This window comes from Marinobacterium ramblicola (assembly GCF_019084545.1).
In the GTDB taxonomy this organism is placed as follows: Bacteria; Pseudomonadota; Gammaproteobacteria; order Pseudomonadales; family Balneatricaceae; genus Marinobacterium_D; species Marinobacterium_D ramblicola.
On the sequence record NZ_JAHREP010000004.1, the window covers coordinates 171,164 to 188,657 of the forward strand.

Here is a 17,494-nt window from a genome sequence, read left to right on the forward strand (position 1 = left end):
CATGATGCAGCTGGAAGCACTACACCTGGCCAAGAGCTACAAAGGGCGCCAGGTAGTTCGCGATGTATCGGTAGCGATCAGCAGCGGCGAGGTCGTCGGCCTTCTCGGCCCCAATGGCGCGGGAAAAACCACCTGTTTCTACATGATCGTCGGCCTGATCAAGGCCGATCACGGCCAGATTCGCATAAACGACGACGATATTACCCGCCTGGCCATGCATGGCCGGGCTCGGCGTGGAATAGGGTATCTTCCGCAAGAGGCATCGATCTTTCGCAAGCTCAGCGTGCATGACAACCTGATGGCGATTCTGGAAACCCGCAAGGACCTGACAAAACAGCAGCGGGAACAGCGGGTTCACGAGTTGCTGGAAGAGTTCCACATTACCCACCTGGCCCACAACCTCGGTATGTCACTGTCCGGGGGCGAGCGACGCCGGGTGGAGATCGCCAGAGCTCTGGCGACAGAACCCGCCTTTATCCTGCTTGACGAGCCTTTTGCCGGTGTCGATCCGATCTCGGTAGGCGATATCAAGCAGACGGTGCGTCACCTGCAGAGCAGAGGCATAGGCGTTTTGATCACGGACCATAATGTTCGTGAAACGCTGGATATCTGCCAACGCGCCTATATTGTTAGTGATGGAGGCATACTGGCTCAGGGAGAGCCCGAAGAGATACTGGCCAACCAGCAGGTGCGGCGGGCTTATCTCGGCGAACAGTTCAAACTTTGAACTTGATCGCCACAACATCCGATCCACGTAATGGCATATCGCGTATATGAAGCAATCCTTACAGCTAAAAATCGGTCAGCAACTCACCATGACGCCCCAGCTGCAGCAGGCGATCCGTCTGTTACAGCTATCGACACTGGATCTGCAGCAGGAGATCCAGCAGGCACTGGAGAGTAACCCGCTGCTCGAAGTCAGCGAAGAGGATACAGATCTTCCCGGCGATGACGGCGATCAAAACGCCGCTCAGGAGCCACCGCGCAGCAACGATGAGACCACTGAAAGCGCCGAAAGCGCTGCAGAGGAGGCATCGTACGAGGACAGCGCAGAGGACAGCTGGAGCGACGATATTCCCTCTGAACTGACCACCGACAGCTCCTGGGACGACACCTTTCAGAGCGCAGCGAGTAGCGGTTCCACGTCCCGGGATGACGATTGGGAGCCGGGCGACAACGACACCCGCGATGAGACACTGCAGGACCACCTGCTCTGGCAACTCAACCTGACACCGATGAGTGACAGCGACCGACTGGTCGCCGAATCCATTATCGACGGAATCGAGCCCGACGGTTACCTGACGATCAGCACCGAGGAGCTGCTTGAGCAGTTCTGCCAGCAATACCCCGAGGAGTTCGCCGACAGCGAACTGGACGAGATCGAGGCGGTGTTGCACCGGGTGCAGCAGTTCGACCCGCCAGGGGTTGCCGCGCGCGATCTGAGCGAGTGCCTGGCGATCCAGCTACGCCAGCTGCCGACCGACACACCCTGGATCAGTGAAGCACTCAAGCTGGTCGAGGATCACCTGCAGCTGCTCGGCAACCATGACTACAAGACCCTGCTGCGTCGCATGCGCGTCAAAGAGGAAGCGCTGCAGGAGATCATCCGTCTGATCCAGACACTGAACCCCAAACCGGGCGCCATGATCACCTCCAGCCAGTCTGAGTATGTGATACCGGATGTGGTAGTCACCAAACTCAAGGATGAGTGGGTGGTCAACCTGAACCCCGACGCAGCACCACGCCTGCGGATCAATACCCAGTATGCCGATCTGATCCGCCGCGCCGACAACAGCGCCGACAACAGCTTCCTGAAGAACCATCTGCAGGAGGCACGCTGGTTCCTGAAAAGCCTGCTCAGTCGCAACGAAACACTGCTCAAGGTGGCCACCGAGATCGTCGGTCGCCAATCGGAATTTCTTGAACAGGGCGAAGAGGCGATGAAACCGATGGTGCTGCATGACATCGCCGAAGCCGTCGGGATGCATGAGTCGACCATCTCGCGCGTCACCACACAGAAGTACATGCACACGCCGCGTGGCATCTTCGAGCTGAAGTACTTCTTCTCGAGCCATGTCAGCACTTCGGATGGCGGCGCCGCGTCTTCAACCGCCATTCGTGCCCTGATCAAAAAGCTGGTTTCGGCCGAGAATCCGGCCAAACCGTTAAGCGACAACAAGATCGCTCAGCTTCTGGATGAACAAGGAATCAACGTCGCCCGGCGCACCATCGCCAAATATCGTGAAGCGTTGGCGATTCCGCCTTCTAATGAGCGCAAGCGTCTGGTTTAATTGAAGTGGAGAAGCACGATTCAAAAGCGTGCAACGACGAGGAGAAAACGTATGCAGATCAACATTACTGGCCATCATGTCGAACTGACTGAAGCGCTTAACGACTATGTCCGCTCCAAGTTTGACAAGCTTGAGCGCCATTTTGACAACATCACCAATGCCCAGGTGACCCTCAGCGTTGAGAAGCAGCGTCAACAAGCTGAAGCCGACGTACACATCGCCGGTGGACAGATCTTTGCCACCCATGAGCACGATGACATGTATGCCGCGATCGATGGACTGATCGACAAGCTTGATCGCCAGATCATCAAACACAAGGAAAAGATGAAAGCACACAAATAAAACCTGGAAGCTCCTGTCAAACACAATGAACTTGACCGAACTGCTGAACGAATCGTGCACCCTCTGTCACGCCGATATCGTCAGTAAGAAACGAGCTCTGGAACTGGCCAGCGACACCCTCGCTGGCCAGTCCGGCACTCCCGCCGCCGAACAGATCTTCAGCGGCCTGCTCAACCGCGAACGCCTTGGCAGCACCGGTATCGGTGATGGCGTTGCAATCCCCCACTGTCGTCTACCGGACTGCCAGCAGGCTATGGCACTGCTGATGACACTGGCCACCCCAATCGACTTCGACGCGATCGATAACCGTCCCGTCGACCTGCTCTGCGTACTGCTGGTACCGGAGGATGGTGCCGAAGAACATCTGCAGACCCTGGCCGGCCTGGCTGAACTGTTCAGCCAGAGCGAGGTTCGGGAGCAGCTGCGCGCCTGCGAACAGTCACCGCAACTGTTCCAGACCATTCAGCAACTGGCTGGCGCACAGAGGGCCTGATGAAACTGGTCGTGATCAGCGGCCGCTCCGGCTCAGGCAAGAGTACCGCACTGCAGGCACTGGAGGATGTCGGCTTCTACTGCATCGACAACCTCCCTGCGCGCCTGCTGCCCGAGCTGATCGAACAGATGCTTGGCGACCCCGAACACCCCGAACAGTTAGCGGTAAGCATCGACGCGCGCAATCTGGTCAGCAACCTGCACGCCTTTCCCGACATCATCGCCGCCCTGTCGGCACGCGTCGATCTCAGCTGCGAAATCCTCTATCTGGATGCCGCCGAACCGACGCTGATCAAGCGCTACAGCGCCACCCGACGCAAGCACCCGCTGTCGGATAGCCAAGCCGGCCTGCAGGAAGCGATCGCCTACGAACGCATTCTGCTTGAAGGGATCGCGAGCCTCGCCGATATCCGCGTCGACACCACCCGACTGAGCCTCTACGAACTGCGCGATACGATCAAACTGCGTATCGCCCAGCGCAGCGAGCAGACCCTGTCGCTGCAGTTCGAATCCTTTGGTTTCAAGCACGGCGTACCGCTGGATGTGGACTTCACCTTCGATGTCAGGATGCTGCCCAACCCCTATTGGGTACCGGAGCTGCGCCAGTTTACCGGCCGCGAAGCCGAGGTGATCGAGTTTCTGCGGCGATCCCCGGAGGTCGACGAGATGATCGCCGATATTCGCGACTTTCTGGAGCGCTGGATCCCGCACTTCCAGCGCAATAATCGGAGCTACGTCACCATCGGTATCGGCTGTACCGGCGGGCAGCACCGCTCGGTCTATATCGCCGAGCAATTGGCTGGTCATTTCAGCCAACTTATGGATAATGTCCATGTTCGCCACCGTGAACTGACCTGATCCCCTCCTCGCTCGCCCCCAAGGAAGCCGATGATCGAGAAGCAGCTGACAATAATCAATAAACTCGGCCTGCATGCACGGGCCGCGGCAAAGTTGATCAACACCACCGGCCACTACTCCAGCGAGATCAAAATCGACAAGCAGGGGCGAGTCGTCGATGGCAAGAGCATCATGGCGGTGATGATGCTGGCTGCCTCCAAAGGCACGGATCTGATCTTCCGTATCAGCGGAGACGACGAAGAGGAAGCGATGGCCGCCATCGAAACCCTGATCAACAACCGCTTCGACGAGCCGGAATAAGACGGGCATCTCGATCTCGCCGCTATACTTTTCATCATACCCGGCCACCTCCTACTCGAGTGATCGCGCATGAGTTCTCAGCAGGATAAACAAAGCCGACTCGACATGCTTGGCAGTGCGCTCGACAAGCGCGAGCTGCGCCAGCTCAGGTATATGTTGAACAAGGGCCTGAGACCCGTTGAAGCGGCCAAGCTGCTGGAGAAATCCCCCCCCAAAGAGCGCGAGCTGCTGTGGAACCTGCTCAACCAGGAGAACGAGGGCAAGATCCTTCAACATCTCGGCGATGATGTCCAGACCGCCATTCTCAGCCGCATGGATGCCAACGAGCTGCTGGTGGTGACCGAGGGCCTGGATTCGGACGACATGGCCGACATCCTGCAGCAGCTGCCCGAGACGGTGATGAAAGAGCTGCTGCGGATCATGGACAAGCAGAACCGCAAGCGGGTCGAAAAGCTGCTCTCCTACCCGGAAGACACGGCCGGCGGCCTGATGAACACCGATGCCGTTACGGTGCGACCGGACATCAACGTCGAAACCGTGTTGCGCTATCTGCGCCGGCATACCGAGCTACCCCAATCCACCGACAGCCTGTTCGTGGTCAGCCGCAAAGACTCCTTTATCGGCATTTTGCCGCTGAGCCGACTGCTGACCTCAGACCCCCTGGTGATGGTGCGCGAGATCATGCAGACCGACCTGGCGCCAATACCGGCGGACCAGCCGGCCCAGGAGGTCGCGCGCCTGTTCGAAGATCAGGACCTGGTCTCGGCGCCTGTGGTGGATGAGCATGGCAAGCTGCTCGGCCGTGTCACCATCGATGATGTGGTGGACGTGATCCGCGAGGACGCCGACCACTCGCTGATGAGCATGGCCGGTCTCGATGAGGACGAGGACACCTTCGCCCCGGCGATACGTACCACCCGCCGACGGGCGGTCTGGCTGGGGATCAACCTGATCACCGCCTTTATCGCCTCGGCGGTGATCGGCCTGTTTGAAGATACGCTGGAGCAGGTGGTCGCGCTGGCGGTGCTGATGCCGATCGTCGCCTCGATGGGCGGGATCGCCGGCAGCCAGACGCTGACCCTGGTGATCCGCGGTCAGGCGCTTGGGCAGATAGAACGCAGCAATATCGGCTGGCTGTTCAATCGTGAGCTGATCTCGGGCGCCCTGAACGGTACACTATGGGCGCTGATCGTGGCCGCCGTTGCCGTGGTCTGGTTCAACGACCTGACGGTTGGCATCGTAATCGCGCTGGCGATCGTCATCAATCTGCTGGCCGGTGCCATGGCCGGCACTCTGCTGCCGATGATCCTGAAAAGCGCCGGCATCGATCCGGCACTGGCGGGCAGCGTACTGCTGACGACCATTACCGACGTGGTCGGCTTTTTTGCATTCCTGGGTCTGGCGACCCTGTTTTACGGTTAATACGATGAGTGAATTTGAGCACGACACGGGACTGGATCCCGACGAGGAGCTGGGCCCCAGCCGCAGCCAGATCAAGCGGGATATGGAAGCGCTGCAGGAGCTGGGCAAGCGCATCACTGAGCTGAACCCGGATCAGCAGGCACAGGTGCCGATGGATGAGCGCCTGGCCAACGCCGTCGCCGAGATGCGCCGCCTCAGCTCGCATGGCGCTCGCAAACGTCATCTTCAGTTCATCGGCAAGCTGATGCGCACCGCCGATGCCGAGGCGATTCGCGCCGTTATCGAGCGCTTCGATTCGGCGTCAGCCGCGCACAACCAGCACTTTCATGCGCTGGAGCGCTGGCGCGAGCGCTTGATCGACGGGGGTAATGAAGAGCTGCAGAGTTATATCGACGAGCATCCGAGCGCCGATATACAACACCTGCGCCAACTGGTGCGTAACGCCCAGAAGGAGCGCAAGGACGGCAAGTCCCCGGCACATGCCCGTAAGCTGTTCCGTTACCTGCGCGAGGTCAGTGAGCAGGCTTAACGCCTGCTCATGTTCAGGGTGATCGGCTGCAATCCAGAGGTTTACAGCCAGCGATCGCGCCGATGCTGCCACACCGGCATCTCGGCACGCAGACGCTTGATCTTGCCCAGATCCACTTCAGCGACCACCACACCCTCTCCCTGATCCTTGCAGCCAAGCACCTCGCCCCAGGGATCCACGATCATCGAGTGCCCCCAGGTCTGCCGTTTGGGACTGTGCACGCCGCCCTGGCCCGCACCAAGACAGTAACACTGCGTCTCGATCGCCCGCGCCCGTAGCAGCACCTCCCAATGCGCTTCTCCGGTAACCCTGGTGAAGGCCGCCGGCACCAGCAGGATATCAGCGCCGAGGTCGCGCAGGCGTTGATAGTGTCCGGGAAAACGCAGGTCGTAACAGATACTCAGTCCGAGACACCCGACCGGTGAGTCAACCACCACCACCTCGTCGCCACCCGGCTCAAACCGCTCGGATTCGCGGTAACTCGACAGCGCATCGCCAACGTCGACATCGAACAGGTGACGTTTGTCATAGCTGGCGACGATCTTACCCTCCTGGTCGACCACCAGCAGCCGGCTGCGCACCCTGCCATCATCGATTCTGGAACCATCGGGCCTCAGCAGCGCCGGCGAGCTACCGGCTACCAGCCAGATGCCGTGCTCACGGGCCTGGGCAGCCAACCAAGCGGACAGACGCCGATCCCGCAGCTCCTCTTCGGCCAGCTCCCGAATCTGACCACTCTCGATCAAGGCAAAGTTTTCCGGCAGCACCGCCACTCTGGCACCCTGTGCCGCCGCGCTGGCGATAAGCCGCGCCGCCTGATCCAGATTGCCGGCCACATCCTTGCTTGAAACCATCTGTATCGCGGCGATCTTGCCGCCTTGCTCTGCAACACTCGAACCGGTCATTGTGACTCCTGCTTGCTCTGTGCATTGGAGGTCTGCAGCTCCACCTGAGGTTCGCTCCAGTCTCCGGAGATGCGGTATTTCAACGTAGTGACCCGCTCCAGCTTGTCCCCAATCAGCTTGTCGATCAGGAATACGGCACCCGCGACCTGAGGGGCACCCAGCAACACCGCGGCAAACGGGACGTTACTGGCCAACGGCAGCACCACCTCCATCTCCTTGTCCACAGTCTCGTCGATCAGGTTCAGAGAGCCCGTCGCTTTCAGGTTGGCCGATGGCCCCTCCATCAACAGCGGCTCCAGCGTGGACGCGACCCCGTTGGCGATTCGGTAGTGTCCCTCGAGACGATCGAATGCAACCCCCTTCTGAAACAGATCGGAGAAGTCGAGTTTCAACCGGCGCCCAAGGGTGTTGAAATTGAGGATGCCGAATACCCGGAGCAGGTTGGCGCTATTACCCGATTCGATCAGCCGACCATTCTTGAACCTGAACTGCAACGCGCCATTCAGATTGGCGGCTTTAATCGACCAGGGCGCGCCCGACCACTCAAGCTGCAGGTTCGAACTCAACTCCTCGCTTTCGATCGCCTTCTCCATCTGCCACTGTTCGAGCTGACGTCCGATATCCTTGCCCTGGATCTTCAGCGTCAACCCGGTATGGGGGTGTGAGCCGCCCAACCAGTTGAGTTCACCCTTGATATTGAGCTGTGCGAGCTGGGCCTCGATATTCTGCACCCGCAGGCGCTCTCCATCCGGACGCACATTGGCCTTCCAACGCCCCCAGTCCCGCCCACGGAAGATAAGCTTGGCGATCTCGATATCGGCGGCCTGCAGCGACTCTGGGCTTAACAACGGACTTTCCGCGCTCGCCTCGATGCTACCCTTCTCGGCGCTGTCCCCGGACCCTGACTTAGCGTCTACGGGTTGCCCTACCGACAGCCGCGACAGCTTGACCCCGATCGGCAGATCGGCATCGGGAATCCGCAGATTCCCCGCAATCTCCTCGCCCTCCAGATGTACCCCCCAACCGTCGGTCTCAGGCGTCACGATCGCGTGCAGATCGTTGAGCGTGTTGCCGCCGACCAGCACCCGGTCTATCCACAGATCGACCTCCTGCAGTGGCTGGGTTGATGCCGCCACTCCCGGCACGTCTTCCTGAGTAGAGGCCGACACCAGCCGATCCAGCAGCGTCATCAGCTCACCGACCTCCAGTTGCGCTACCGAGCCATCGACATACAGCCCCCCATTCGGTCTCAACGCGGGAGCACCTTCGCCCAAGTGCAGGGTGCCGCGCAGGCTCGGATGGGCAAGATCGAAACGGCCCCCGAGTGCCTGGCGATAGTTGAAATCGAGCTGCTGGGCATCCAGCGCCAGCGTCAGTTTCAGCTCGCCTGGCTGGTCAGCGGAAAGACGCAGCGGCGAGGGCAGATCCACCGCCACCCCTTGCAGATCGGAATACAACTCCAGCCCGCTGGCGCAGTCAGCCTGACCAGTGCAGAGCGTAAGCGCTGCCGAATAGCCCAGGATTCCGTTCATCAGACTCAGCTGATCGATCCCGCTCCAGCGTTGCGCCGCCTCGATCGGCAGTTGCCCCTGCATATCGACCCGCGTAACCCCCTTGGCGGTGGCGATCTGTCCCGTGATCGGCTGATCGAAAATCCTGCCCCCCAGCTTGCCGCTGGAGAGGCCGCCGGCGGTTGTATAGCCCAGGCTGCCGCTGAGTTGAGACAGGCTCAAGCGCGCCGCCTGCGATTCGAGCTTGCCATCGCTCAGCCGCCCTTTGGCGACAACATTCAGTTTGGCGCCGGCATCACTCTGTACCGGAATATCCAGGCGCAGCTCGGTTTGCATGGTGCCCCCGAAATGCCAGTCGCCCAGCGCATCGCCGACCGATTGCAAGGGTTTCGAGCGCAGCACCTGCTCGATGTCATCTGCCGGCCCGTCGAGTTGTGCCATCACCGACAGCCTGGGCTCGTGCAACGGCTTGTACGCCCAGCCCGAGGTGATCGTTGAATCCAACAGCTGCGCATGACGGATATCGACCCGCAGATCGCCGTTGTGGATATAGAGGAAAAAGTCCGCGTCATCGATACTGGGCCAGTCAGGGTCATATTTCAGCTGAGCCTGATCGATATCGAAGAACAGCTGCACCACCGGAGGGTGCCTCGGCTCGATACTGCGGGTGCCGCCATGCAGCACCAGCCCAGCCTGGCGAATATGCCCGGCCTGAATCGCATCGCCCAGCCAGCGATACAACCCCTCGCCCACCTCGTGCCCGGGCGTGAAGCTTTGTGCGCGGGTCGCATCCGCATCGGTGATTCCGATCTGCAATGTGAGCTCCGTCTGCAGCTCTCTATCATAGGGAATTTCGATGCTGAAGCGCCCCGCCGCGCTGACGCTCGAATCCTTGAGGTGCAGCAGTTCGCTGTGGATAAGTGCAGCGTCGGGGCTTAGTTCCCAGCGCACGATACCGTCCGCCCTGTTGAACGCCCACTCCTCCGGGTAGAGTTTGGGGAAGTGCAGATCGAAGCGGTCGGAAACCAGATGGACCGCACCGCCGTTGATATCCGCCTGCAAGAGACCGGATACGCCAGTGGCCGCGGGAGCACCATAATAGTCCTGTACGGCAAGCTCATCGGCATCCGCACGCAGCTGAAAATCCCGCCACTCGCCATTTTCAGGCCACTCGACCACCAGGTTTTTCAACCGCCCACTCGGCTGCAGATCGGTCGCGAGTTCGATCGCATTTTCCGGAAGTATGGGCTGATGTATCAGCCAGTCGGTCAGGGCCGCGAGCTCCACCTCAGGCATCGCCAGCCGTTGCAGCATGAAGGGCTGTTGCCAGCCTGCGCCCTCCAGCAGCACCTGAGGCAGCACCAGTTCGGCGCCTTCGGTATTGAGGTGGATATCGTTCAGCTGCAGTTGATAGCCGCCCGCCCTGGGCAACAACGCGAAATCGAGATAGCTGTTGCTCAGCACCACCCGCTTCGGTGCCACACCATAGTCCAGTTCACCGACGGCCAACGCCCCCCTCAGCGACTGCAGCGCCCCCTCATGCCAGCGGCCCCAGAACTCGGTACCGGCACGCAAACGGATCAGCGGCAGTTCGATATTGACCAGGTTGAACAGTTCCGGTCCCAGCGAGTCGAGCTTGAGGTAGAAGGGGTAATCGCCGCGTAACGGGTCTTCGGGCGTGCCCTCGAACTGGATCGCGAACTCCAGTCGGGTATCCTCGCCGAGCCCCGCCAGGCTCAACTGGCCGCTCAGCTGGTGTTGCGTGTCGACGTTTTCCAGCAGTGCATCGATCGACTCCAACTGGCGGGCGCTGCCGACATCGGGAATCATCATCAAACGGGAGTCACGAATCCCCACTTTTGGCTGACTGAGGATGAGACCCAATAGACGCCGCCAGCCCTGCTCCGACATACCGCTGCTGTTGGCACCCACACCAGGTCGATGCAGCCAACGGCCGTCGCGCTGCTGCCAGAATCCGTTAACGGCGCTCAACTCCAGCTTTTCGAAGATCGGTTGCCAACGCAGCAGGGAGCGCCAGGGATCGATCTGGACTTCGATACTTTCGATACTCAGGCGTACCTCTGGCCCCTGCTCACCGGTGCTGAATACCCTGAGCCCACCCAGGCTGAGCGCGGGATAGTATCCCTCCCAGCGTGCGTCGAGTGTGCTGATATCGAGATTGACGCCAAGAGACTCGCCAAGATAATCGGCAATTTCACTGCGATAATCGGCCACTCTCGGCAGCCCCAGACGCAGAGCCAGAATGGCGATACCGATCAGCATCGCCAGCATCAAGCTCCACCAGCTAAGGTGCTTAACCGATGCCTTGAGCATAAGTGGCGCGATCCTTAGCGCAGGACGACATCGAAATGTTCGGGGTTATACATGGGTTCCACCTGGAAGCGGATCGTCTTGCCGATGAACACCTCAAGCTCGGCCACGTGGTCGGAGGCGTCATCGAGCAGGTAGTCGACCACCCGCTGGTTGGCCAACACCAGGTAGGAGTCGGTATCGTAGGCGCGGTGCTGACGCAGGATCTCGCGGAAGATCTCATAGCACACCGTTTCCGGAGTACGGATGGAGCCACGCCCCTCGCACTGCTGACAGGGCTCGCAGAGCACCTGCTCAAGGCTTTCACGGGTACGCTTGCGGGTCATCTCGACCAGGCCGAGTTCGGAGACGCCGGTAACCTTGCACTTGGCATAATCCTTCTCCAGTACCCGTTCCAGCGTACGCAGCACCTGCCGCTGGTGGTCCACATCCTCCATATCGATGAAATCAATGATAATGATGCCGCCCAGGTTACGCAGACGCAGTTGACGGCCGATTGCGGTGGCGGCCTCGAGGTTGGTCTTGAAGATCGTCTCTTCGAGATTGCGATGGCCGACAAACGCGCCGGTATTCACATCCACCGTGGTCATCGCCTCGGTCTGGTCGAATATCAGGTAGCCGCCGGATTTCAGCTCCACCTTGCGGCCCAGCGCTTTCTGGATCTCCTCCTCCACATTGAACAGGTCGAAGATGGGACGTTCGCCCGGGTAGTACTCCAGCTTTGCCTCGATCTCCGGTACCAGTGAGCGCGAGAAGTCGATCGCCTTCTGAAAGGTCTCGCGTGAATCGATCCGGATCCGCTCAACTCCAGCGTGGGCCATATCGCGCAGTGCGCGCATGTTCAGCGGCAGATCCTCGTAGACGGCTGCCGGCGCCGTCACCTTGGCGATACGCCCCTGGATTGAATCCCAAAGGCGAATCAAAAACTGGATATCCGCCCCCAGCTCGGACTCGCTGACCTGCTCCGCCACGGTGCGCAGGATAAAGCCATGTGCGGGCGCTTCCTGGTCCTCTCCGGTGGTGAGCTTCTGGATCAGCGTACGCAGACGTTCACGCTCCTCCGGGTCCTCTATCCGCTGAGAAACGCCGATATGGGAACTCCCCGGCATCAATACCAGGTACCGCGAGGGGATCGACAGGTGTGTCGTCAATCGGGCGCCCTTGGTCCCGATTGGATCCTTGGTGACCTGCACCAGCAGCGACTGCCCCTCTCTCAGCACCTGAGCGATCGACAGATTGGCACGCGTTTCGGGGGGCTGGTTATGATCGACGACCTCGTCGACATGGATAAAAGCGGCCCGCTCCAGGCCTATATCGACAAACGCCGCCTGCATCCCGGGCAGTACACGCACCACCTTGCCCTTATAGATATTGCCAACAATACCCCGACGCTTGTCGCGTTCGACGTAGATCTCCTGCGGCATGCCGTTTTCGATCACCGCGACCCGCGTTTCCATCGGTGTAAAGTTGATCAGAATCTCTTCCGCCATGCCGATTTCCTTACATCAGGCACTGAGGTCCGGCAGCCGTTGCCAAACCTCGATATTAAACTCTCTCAACAGGGCTGCCGTCTGCGCCAGAGGCAGGCCAACTACGGCAGAGTAGCTGCCGTTGATCGACTCCACGAATACCCCGCCAAGCCCCTGAATACCGTACGCACCGGCCTTGTCCGCCGGCTCACCGCTGGCCCAGTAGGCGCGGGCACGGGACTCGTCGAATAACACGAAGCTGACTTCAGTTATGACGGTTTCGCAGAGACAACGTTCCCCATCCGCGACAGCAACTGCAGTCATCACCAGGTGACATCGCCCGGACAGTCGCATCAACATATTCACGGCATCAGCCTCATCCCGCGGCTTGCCGAGGATATCGCCATCGAGGATTACCGCCGTATCGGAACCCAGTGCCGGAGCCTCGGCGCCAGCGGCACGGTAGCCCGCCTGCGCTTTCTCTCGCGCCAGACGTTCGACATAGACCTTGGGTAACTCGCCAGGATGCGGATCCTCGCACAGATCCACCGGTACTACGCGATGCGGCACCCCTATCTGTTCTAACAGTTCACGACGACGAGGGGAAGCGGAGGCAAGAACCAGAGCAGGCATCGACCAACCTTGTATCAGCGGATCCGGAACAAACGTCGGATACTTCTTAACAACAGGAACAACCAGGGCCAGACCAGGGCGCTGACCGCGGCCGGCAACAGAAACAGTAGCGAGTCACTGGTGGTACCGGTGATCCCCTGCATCCAGTGAAACAACAGCTGATTGATGCCAACCAGAACCAGTATCAGGCTCGACTGCTGCCAGAGCGGAAACATGCGCATGCGTTTGTAGAGTATCAGCACAAAAAACGCAATGATCGTCATCGACAGCGCATTCAAGCCCAGTACGCTACCACGCACCAGGTCCATCGCCAGCCCAAGCAGGAAAGCGGTGCCGATGCCTATGCGATAGGGCAGCGCCATGACCCAGTAGATCAACACCAGTACCACCCACTCGGGACGAGCCCAGGTCATGAAGTCCGGCATCGGTATCTGGCTGAGCACCAGACCGACGATGAAGGTACCCAGAATGATCAGCCCGCCACCGGCGCGCTCCTCACTCATCAACCGCCTCCGCAGGCAGCTGGACGGGGGAGCGGTAGTGATCGACCAGCAGCAGGTGACGGCTCTTATCCAGACGTGCAGAGGGGCGTGCCTTTACCTGAACGAACTGACGTCCGGGATCGCGTATCACCTCGGTAACCTCTGCCACCGGGTAACCGCGCGGAAAACGGCCGGCGAGGCCGGAGGTCACCAGCAGATCGCCGACACGTACGTCGGCCGTATCGGCCACATGTTCGAGTTCAAGCTCCTGCAGATCCCCCTTACCCAGGACGATGGCGCGAAAACCGTTGCGATTGATCTCCACCGGCAGCGCCGCACGGGCATCGGTCACCAGCATCACCCTGGCGGTGTAATGAGAGAGCGTCACCACCTGGCCCATGATGCCACCGGCATCCAGCGCCGGCTGACCTTCGTACACGCCATCCTCGGAGCCGCGGTTGATGATCACCTCGTGCTGAAACGGATCCGGGTTCACACCGATCAACTCGGCCAGTTTCACCGGTTCCTCTACCCGTTTCGCTGCTCCCAGCAACTCGCGCAAGCGGATATTTTCGGCGATCAGTGCAGCGTTCTGCTGTACCTTGCGCTCAAGTATCAGCGCTTCCGATCTCAGCCGCTCGTTGTCACTGAGCAAGGTGGCGCGACTGACCACCACGCCGGAGAGATTATCCGCGGCGCGTGCAGGCAGGTCGACCAACCACTGCAGCGGCGTGGTCACCAGAGACAGATAGGCACGCCCCTCCTTCATCTTCGTCCAGTTCAGATCGGAGATGATCAGCAGCAGCGCCATCAATATCAGAACGACGAAGAGCGCACCTGGCGCCCCCCCTCGGAATATCGTTTTAATAACAGATCTCCAGTTTCTCCGTCACCGGTGCCCCTGGGACACCGGAGATCCGAAACAGGCCATTATCTATTCGTAGGTCAGCAGTTCAAACGCATGCTTGTCGAGCATCTCCAGCGCCTTGCCGCCGCCACGGGCCACACAGGTCAGCGGATCTTCGGCCACGATTACCGGCAGACCGGTTTCTTCGCTGATCAGCCGATCGATATTGCGCAGCAGCGCGCCACCGCCAGTCAGCACGATGCCGTGCTCGGCGATATCGGCCGCCAACTCCGGCGGACACTGCTCCAGCGCGCTCTTGACCGCCTGCACGATCGACGACAGCGGCTCCTGCAGCGCTTCGAGAATCTCGTTACTGTTCAGGGTAAAGCTGCGCGGAATCCCCTCGGCCAGGTTGCGGCCACGTACGTCGATCTCGAACACCTCATTGCCGGGATAGGCGGTGCCGATCTCCTGCTTGATCCGCTCGGCCGTGGCCTCACCGATCAGGCTACCGTAGTTGCGGCGCACATAGGTCACGATCGCTTCATCGAAACGGTCACCGCCGACACGTACAGACTCCGCGTAGACGATACCGTTCAACGAGATTACCGCGATCTCGGTGGTGCCACCGCCGATATCCACGACCATCGACCCGCTCGCTTCGTCCACCGGCATGCCGGCACCGATCGCGGCAGCCATCGGCTCCTCGATCAGATACACCTCACGGGCACCGGCACCGATCGCCGACTCCTTGATCGCGCGCCGCTCAACCTGAGTCGACTTGCAGGGCACACAGACCAGCACACGCGGACTCGGTTTCAGGAAGGAGTTGTCGTGCACCTTGCTGATAAAGTACTGCAGCATCTTTTCGGTGACGTGGAAGTCAGCGATAACGCCATCCTTCATCGGCCGGATTGCGGTGATGTTGCCCGGCGTCCGGCCCAGCATCCGTTTTGCATCGGTACCCACAGCCGCCACCGACTTCTGGTTACCGTTGACGCGAATCGCCACCACCGAGGGCTCGTTAAGCACGATATCCCGGTCACGTACGTATATAAGGGTATTAGCAGTACCCAGGTCGATCGACAGGTCGCTGGAGAAAATGCCGCGGATTTTCTTGAACATGAGAAGTGGATACCCTGAGGTTATCTGCGGGCCGGTGCGCCGTCCACAGACGGGCGACTTATCTGACCACAAGTCCTGAAAGGCGATAACTCTAACAACGGCGGGGATTTTGGGCAAGGAACAAATATGGTAAGTTAGCCCGCCTCAAACTCTTTCCCGAATGAGCAAATAGCGAGAAGCGGACTTATGTCTCTGGACCGATCCGACGTGGAACGTATCGCCCATCTGGCGCGCCTGCAGATAGACGAAAGCGACATCCCGTCCTACACCGAAAATCTTTCCAGCATCCTCAATCTGATCGACCAGATGCAGCAAACCGATACTGCCGGCGTAGAGCCTCTGGCCAACCCGCTCGATGCCGTGTTGCGTCTGCGCGATGATGTGGTCAGCGAAAGCAATCAGCGCGAGCAGCTGCAGGCGGTCGCCCCCGCTGTTGAGAAGGGGCTGTTCCTGGTCCCGAAAGTGATCGAGTAACCCTCGCCCCAATTCAAGGAATGCTTACCCATGTTTGACAAGACACTGGCCGAACTGGCTGAAGGTCTGCGCAAGGGCGACTTCAGCAGCGTCGAACTGACCAGCGCCTATCTCGCGCGCATCAAGGCCGAAGACGGCCGTTTCAACAGCTTCATCACCGTCACCGAAGCGCAGGCACTGGCACAGGCCAAGGCGGCCGACGCTGCCATCGCCGCCGGTAACGCCGGCGCCTTTACCGGCCTGCCGATCGCACACAAGGACCTGTTCTGCACCCAGGACGTACGTACCAGCTGCGGCTCGAAGATGCTGGACAACTTCGCCTCTCCCTACGACGCCACCGTGGTCGCCCGCTTCAAGCAGGCCGGCGCGGTGATGCTGGGCAAAACCAACATGGACGAGTTCGCCATGGGCTCCTCCAACGAATCGAGCTTCTACGGCCCGGCGCGTAACCCCTGGAACACCGACTGCGTGCCCGGAGGCTCCTCCGGTGGTTCCGGCGCAGCCGTTGCCGCGCGCCTGACCCCGGCTGCCACCGGCTCCGATACCGGCGGTTCGATCCGCCAACCGGCGGCGCTGTGCGGCATTACCGGCATCAAGCCCACTTACGGCCGCGTGTCCCGCTACGGCATGATCGCCTACGCCTCTTCGCTGGATCAGGGCGGCCCGATGGCGCGCACGGCGGAAGACTGCGCCATGATGCTCAACGTCATGGCCGGCTTCGACCCGATGGACTCCACCTGCCTTGACCGTGAAGTGCCGGACTACACCGCCACGCTGAATGAGCCGCTGGCCGGATTGAAGATCGGCCTGCCGACGGAGTACTTCAGCGACGCACTGGATCCGCAGATCGCCGAGCGCGTGCAAGCCGCGGTTGCCGAGTTCGAAAAATTGGGCGCCACCGTGAAAGAGGTGAGCCTGCCGCGTACCGAACTGTCGATCCCGGCCTACTACATCATCGCCCCGGCCGAAGCCTCCTCCAACCTGTCGCGCTTCGACGGCGTACGTTACGGCTACCGCTGCGAGAACCCCAAGGATCTCGAGGATATGTACAAGCGCAGCCGCGGCGAAGGGTTCGGCGCAGAGGTCAAGCGCCGCATCATGGTCGGCACCTATGCGCTCTGCGCCGGTTACTACGATGCCTACTACAATAAGGCACAGCAGATCCGCCGCCTGATCCAGCAGGACTTTGTCCGTGTACTGGAGGATGTTGACGTGATCATGGGCCCGACCACGCCGCACCCGGCCTTCCGCATCGGCGAGAAGAACAACGACCCGGTCAGCATGTACATGGAGGATATCTTCACCCTGTCGCTGAACCTGGCGGGCCTGCCCGGCATGTCCGTGCCCTGCGGCCAGGTCGACGGATTACCGGTCGGTCTGCAGATCATCGGCGACTACTTCGCCGAAGCCAAGCTGCTGAATATCGCACATCAGTTCCAGCAGGTAACTGACCACCACCAACAGGCACCGGCTGGCATCTGAG

17 protein-coding genes are annotated in these 17,494 nt (G+C 60.3%); 10 read left to right on the plus strand and 7 right to left on the minus strand.

The features are described from left to right. Position 1 precedes the first annotated feature (1 nt). The 8 genes from lptB to yjgA all read left to right on the plus strand — a co-directional run bounded on the left by lptB (position 2) and on the right by yjgA (position 6,234). Entirely contained in the window at positions 2-727 is a 726-nt protein-coding gene (gene lptB, locus KQ940_RS04455; protein ID WP_217412121.1) for an LPS export ABC transporter ATP-binding protein, read from the plus strand. A gap of 46 nt (positions 728-773) precedes the next feature. Further along, positions 774-2,291, plus strand: a complete 1,518-nt coding sequence (locus tag KQ940_RS04460; protein ID WP_217412123.1) for an RNA polymerase factor sigma-54 — start codon at positions 774-776, stop codon at positions 2,289-2,291. Positions 2,292-2,342: 51 nt separating this feature from the next. Next, complete coding sequence (gene hpf / locus KQ940_RS04465; protein WP_036189264.1) at positions 2,343-2,633, plus strand: ribosome hibernation promoting factor; 291 nt, start codon at positions 2,343-2,345, stop codon at positions 2,631-2,633. Positions 2,634-2,658: 25 nt separating this feature from the next. Next, positions 2,659-3,126 carry a PTS sugar transporter subunit IIA gene (locus KQ940_RS04470; RefSeq protein WP_217412125.1) on the plus strand — a complete coding sequence of 156 codons (468 nt, stop codon included), beginning with the start codon at positions 2,659-2,661 and terminating at the stop codon, positions 3,124-3,126. After that, on the plus strand, positions 3,126-3,983 hold the full coding sequence (gene rapZ / locus KQ940_RS04475; RefSeq protein WP_217412127.1) for an RNase adapter RapZ: 858 nt from the start codon (positions 3,126-3,128) through the stop codon (positions 3,981-3,983). Before KQ940_RS04470 ends, rapZ begins: the two co-directional genes overlap by 1 nt. A gap of 30 nt (positions 3,984-4,013) precedes the next feature. Continuing rightward, the gene (locus tag KQ940_RS04480) at positions 4,014-4,283 is read left to right on the plus strand and encodes an HPr family phosphocarrier protein (protein ID WP_217412129.1); all 270 of its coding nucleotides are present in this window, start codon (positions 4,014-4,016) and stop codon (positions 4,281-4,283) included. Positions 4,284-4,352: 69 nt separating this feature from the next. After that, on the plus strand, positions 4,353-5,705 hold the full coding sequence (gene mgtE / locus KQ940_RS04485; protein WP_217412131.1) for a magnesium transporter: 1,353 nt from the start codon (positions 4,353-4,355) through the stop codon (positions 5,703-5,705). 4 nt (positions 5,706-5,709) lie between these two features. Next, the gene (gene yjgA, locus KQ940_RS04490; RefSeq protein WP_217412133.1) at positions 5,710-6,234 is read left to right on the plus strand and encodes a ribosome biogenesis factor YjgA; all 525 of its coding nucleotides are present in this window, start codon (positions 5,710-5,712) and stop codon (positions 6,232-6,234) included. 41 nt (positions 6,235-6,275) lie between these two features. On the opposite strand, the gene KQ940_RS04495 is transcribed toward yjgA, so the two are convergent. The 7 genes from KQ940_RS04495 to KQ940_RS04525 all read right to left on the minus strand — a co-directional run bounded on the left by KQ940_RS04495 (position 6,276) and on the right by KQ940_RS04525 (position 15,537). Further along, positions 6,276-7,139, minus strand: coding sequence for a carbon-nitrogen hydrolase family protein (locus tag KQ940_RS04495; RefSeq protein WP_217412135.1), 864 nt, complete (start codon positions 7,137-7,139; stop codon positions 6,276-6,278). Further along, the gene (locus tag KQ940_RS04500; RefSeq protein WP_217412137.1) at positions 7,136-10,984 is read right to left on the minus strand and encodes a YhdP family protein; all 3,849 of its coding nucleotides are present in this window, start codon (positions 10,982-10,984) and stop codon (positions 7,136-7,138) included. Before KQ940_RS04500 ends, KQ940_RS04495 begins: the two co-directional genes overlap by 4 nt. 14 nt (positions 10,985-10,998) lie before the next feature. Beyond that, a complete protein-coding gene (gene rng / locus KQ940_RS04505) occupies positions 10,999-12,471 on the minus strand; it encodes a ribonuclease G (protein ID WP_217412139.1) in 1,473 nt (490 codons plus the stop codon). A 15-nt stretch (positions 12,472-12,486) separates the two neighbouring features. Then, positions 12,487-13,083, minus strand: a complete 597-nt coding sequence (locus KQ940_RS04510) for a Maf family protein (protein WP_217412141.1) — start codon at positions 13,081-13,083, stop codon at positions 12,487-12,489. A 14-nt stretch (positions 13,084-13,097) separates the two neighbouring features. After that, entirely contained in the window at positions 13,098-13,586 is a 489-nt protein-coding gene (mreD, locus tag KQ940_RS04515) for a rod shape-determining protein MreD (RefSeq protein ID WP_217412143.1), read from the minus strand. Further along, complete coding sequence (gene mreC / locus KQ940_RS04520) at positions 13,579-14,433, minus strand: rod shape-determining protein MreC (protein WP_343222614.1); 855 nt, start codon at positions 14,431-14,433, stop codon at positions 13,579-13,581. The genes mreD and mreC overlap by 8 nt, the downstream gene beginning before the upstream one ends. A gap of 66 nt (positions 14,434-14,499) precedes the next feature. Beyond that, positions 14,500-15,537 carry a rod shape-determining protein gene (locus tag KQ940_RS04525; protein WP_188745692.1) on the minus strand — a complete coding sequence of 346 codons (1,038 nt, stop codon included), beginning with the start codon at positions 15,535-15,537 and terminating at the stop codon, positions 14,500-14,502. A 186-nt stretch (positions 15,538-15,723) separates the two neighbouring features. On the opposite strand from KQ940_RS04525, the gene gatC reads away from it, so the two are divergent. Next, the gene (gene gatC / locus KQ940_RS04530; RefSeq protein ID WP_217412147.1) at positions 15,724-16,011 is read left to right on the plus strand and encodes an Asp-tRNA(Asn)/Glu-tRNA(Gln) amidotransferase subunit GatC; all 288 of its coding nucleotides are present in this window, start codon (positions 15,724-15,726) and stop codon (positions 16,009-16,011) included. A gap of 30 nt (positions 16,012-16,041) precedes the next feature. Further along, positions 16,042-17,493 (plus strand): Asp-tRNA(Asn)/Glu-tRNA(Gln) amidotransferase subunit GatA, encoded by a 1,452-nt coding sequence (gene gatA / locus KQ940_RS04535; protein ID WP_217412149.1) that lies wholly within the window; start codon positions 16,042-16,044, stop codon positions 17,491-17,493. The last annotated feature ends 1 nt before the right edge of the window (position 17,494 follow it).

Bases quoted from the DNA above. Each gene is read 5' to 3' on its own strand.
- rapZ (WP_217412127.1), top strand. From the start codon at position 3,126: ATGAAACTGGTCGTGATCAGCGGCCGCTCCGGCTCAGGCAAGAGTACC.
- KQ940_RS04480 (WP_217412129.1), top strand. From the start codon at position 4,014: ATGATCGAGAAGCAGCTGACAATAATCAATAAACTCGGCCTGCATGCA.
- mreD (WP_217412143.1), bottom strand. From the start codon at position 13,586: ATGAGTGAGGAGCGCGCCGGTGGCGGGCTGATCATTCTGGGTACCTTC.
- gatC (WP_217412147.1), top strand. From the start codon at position 15,724: ATGTCTCTGGACCGATCCGACGTGGAACGTATCGCCCATCTGGCGCGC.
- KQ940_RS04510 (WP_217412141.1), bottom strand. From the start codon at position 13,083: ATGCCTGCTCTGGTTCTTGCCTCCGCTTCCCCTCGTCGTCGTGAACTG.
- hpf (WP_036189264.1), top strand. From the start codon at position 2,343: ATGCAGATCAACATTACTGGCCATCATGTCGAACTGACTGAAGCGCTT.
- rng (WP_217412139.1), bottom strand. From the start codon at position 12,471: ATGGCGGAAGAGATTCTGATCAACTTTACACCGATGGAAACGCGGGTC.
- KQ940_RS04460 (WP_217412123.1), top strand. From the start codon at position 774: ATGAAGCAATCCTTACAGCTAAAAATCGGTCAGCAACTCACCATGACG.
- KQ940_RS04495 (WP_217412135.1), bottom strand. From the start codon at position 7,139: ATGACCGGTTCGAGTGTTGCAGAGCAAGGCGGCAAGATCGCCGCGATA.
- KQ940_RS04500 (WP_217412137.1), bottom strand. From the start codon at position 10,984: ATGCTCAAGGCATCGGTTAAGCACCTTAGCTGGTGGAGCTTGATGCTG.
- yjgA (WP_217412133.1), top strand. From the start codon at position 5,710: ATGAGTGAATTTGAGCACGACACGGGACTGGATCCCGACGAGGAGCTG.
- KQ940_RS04525 (WP_188745692.1), bottom strand. From the start codon at position 15,537: ATGTTCAAGAAAATCCGCGGCATTTTCTCCAGCGACCTGTCGATCGAC.
- KQ940_RS04470 (WP_217412125.1), top strand. From the start codon at position 2,659: ATGAACTTGACCGAACTGCTGAACGAATCGTGCACCCTCTGTCACGCC.
- gatA (WP_217412149.1), top strand. From the start codon at position 16,042: ATGTTTGACAAGACACTGGCCGAACTGGCTGAAGGTCTGCGCAAGGGC.
- lptB (WP_217412121.1), top strand. From the start codon at position 2: ATGATGCAGCTGGAAGCACTACACCTGGCCAAGAGCTACAAAGGGCGC.
- mgtE (WP_217412131.1), top strand. From the start codon at position 4,353: ATGAGTTCTCAGCAGGATAAACAAAGCCGACTCGACATGCTTGGCAGT.